We start from the raw sequence: 1,673 nt of genomic DNA on the forward strand, positions 1-1,673 counted from the left end.
TGTCAGCTTTTAGAACAGCTATATCCTATCGGTTTGTCCGTTGGCTTCAGGAGAATACTGACGTATTTGCCTTACACCTAGCCCATTTAGGGCTTGTTTGGGCTTGAACAAAGTTCAAGTCCCGTTATTGAAAATTAAAAAGGGAGACAATCGTGTCAAGAAAGTGTTACAAATCGTAATAATAGCAAGGCTTGCAGCTCTATGTTTTAGTGCTCTTCGATAGCCCAAGCTCCTCCCCAAAAGGGCTTGTCGGTTGAATTGTATAAATAAAGCCCATCTGAGAAATTACTGTTTTTGAATAAAACGAAGCCAGAATCCATTGGGAAGTATTCATTTACGAAGTGTGAGATTGTAAGTTCTTCTACTTGGCAGGAGTAGAGCGTATAAACATCTCCATCGTCATCCTTAATTCTCCAGCTCCACCAATCGTTACCTTGAGTACTATTTTTATACTGATTGGGCAGATTGTAGCGAACTCCGTTACCGCCAATAGAATCGCCGATCATATAGTTATAAGAAAGGGACTTAACAGAAATTGTATCAACTGTAGGAAGGAAGTATTTGTGAGCAGAGGCACTTGTCTCTCGTCTCAAAATTGCACTGCAAACCCAACTATCTTCAGCCAAGCTAAACTCATTATTCCCTCCAAGATTAAAGTCAGAAAAATGATAATGATGACATATATACGCAAAAGGATCTTGACAAAACTCAGCGAACTGAGAATCTTGCTGCTGAGCTTCACCACTCATTAGGTTCTCAAGATCTATCCGACAAAATACGTCTATCAATAGAGCAGACAATAATTTTCGGTCGTGTGTGGTGTGTAGACCTATCAACTCAAAAGTAATTCTCAACGCTCGTCTGATGTGTTCTTCAATTCGACTGCTTAAGATAAAGTCTAGTGCTAAAGCCTGCTCTATGGGATTTGAGGAAGATTGAAAAACATCAAAAATATCCTCGAAAATTCTCTTCAGATGCATTTCTATAGAAAGACCTATGGTATACGAAGCCTGACTAATTTCTTGCTCCCTCAAAAATATAAATGTTTGTAAAATCCACATTTTAACTAAAGGACTTTGAACGTTTTCGTAGTCAGTGATCAAGTAGTTATACAATCTATGAACTTGGCTTCTTTTGTGAGCGAAAGCCTGCGATTGATCTAGATTTTGACCTTGCAAGTAATTAAATTCATCAATTGAAGCGCAAAGAGATACTACAATGAAAGACGCTTTTTCATTGCTGCCTAAATTTTGATACACATGGTTTTTAAAAATATTTTCTACCCAGTCTGCTCTGTATGAGAAGTAGAGTGTCTTTAAAGATTGTGACCAAACTTTCAGACAGAAGTCATAAGCTGAATTTATGCTCTTAGTAAGAATCAAATTCAAGCAATTTTCCAAGGCTGATCTAGGAAGCACTCCATCTTTTCTATAAAATTCTCCCCATTGATGTGCAAATATTAAATGATATACAGTAAAGCCATCATTAATCTGATTTCTGATTAGAGGATAGAATTCTTCCATTCTAGTTGCAGAAATATTCCTAATGGGACTTAAACAAATTTTAACCCCAAACAAAGCCCAAACTAGCTTTATAAGCAAAGAATACGTTCTGATTGTGGTTCAACCACTCAATAAAACGAAAAGACATCGCTGTACGAAACGCCTCTATTG

At 37.2% G+C, this 1,673-nt stretch carries 1 protein-coding gene; it reads right to left on the reverse strand.

What is annotated here, in order from left to right; genetic code table 11:
* Positions 1–206: 206 nt before the first annotated feature.
* Positions 207–1,523 (reverse strand): hypothetical protein, encoded by a 1,317-nt coding sequence (locus tag ACFW2W_RS11120; RefSeq protein ID WP_378177409.1) that lies wholly within the window; start codon positions 1,521–1,523, stop codon positions 207–209.
* Between the last annotated feature and the right edge of the window lie 150 nt (positions 1,524–1,673).

The organism is Coleofasciculus sp. H7-2 (assembly GCF_042747725.1).
GTDB lineage: Bacteria > Cyanobacteriota > Cyanobacteriia > Cyanobacteriales > FACHB-T130 > FACHB-T130.

Bases quoted from the DNA above. Each gene is read 5' to 3' on its own strand.
- ACFW2W_RS11120 (WP_378177409.1), bottom strand. From the start codon at position 1,523: ATGGAAGAATTCTATCCTCTAATCAGAAATCAGATTAATGATGGCTTT.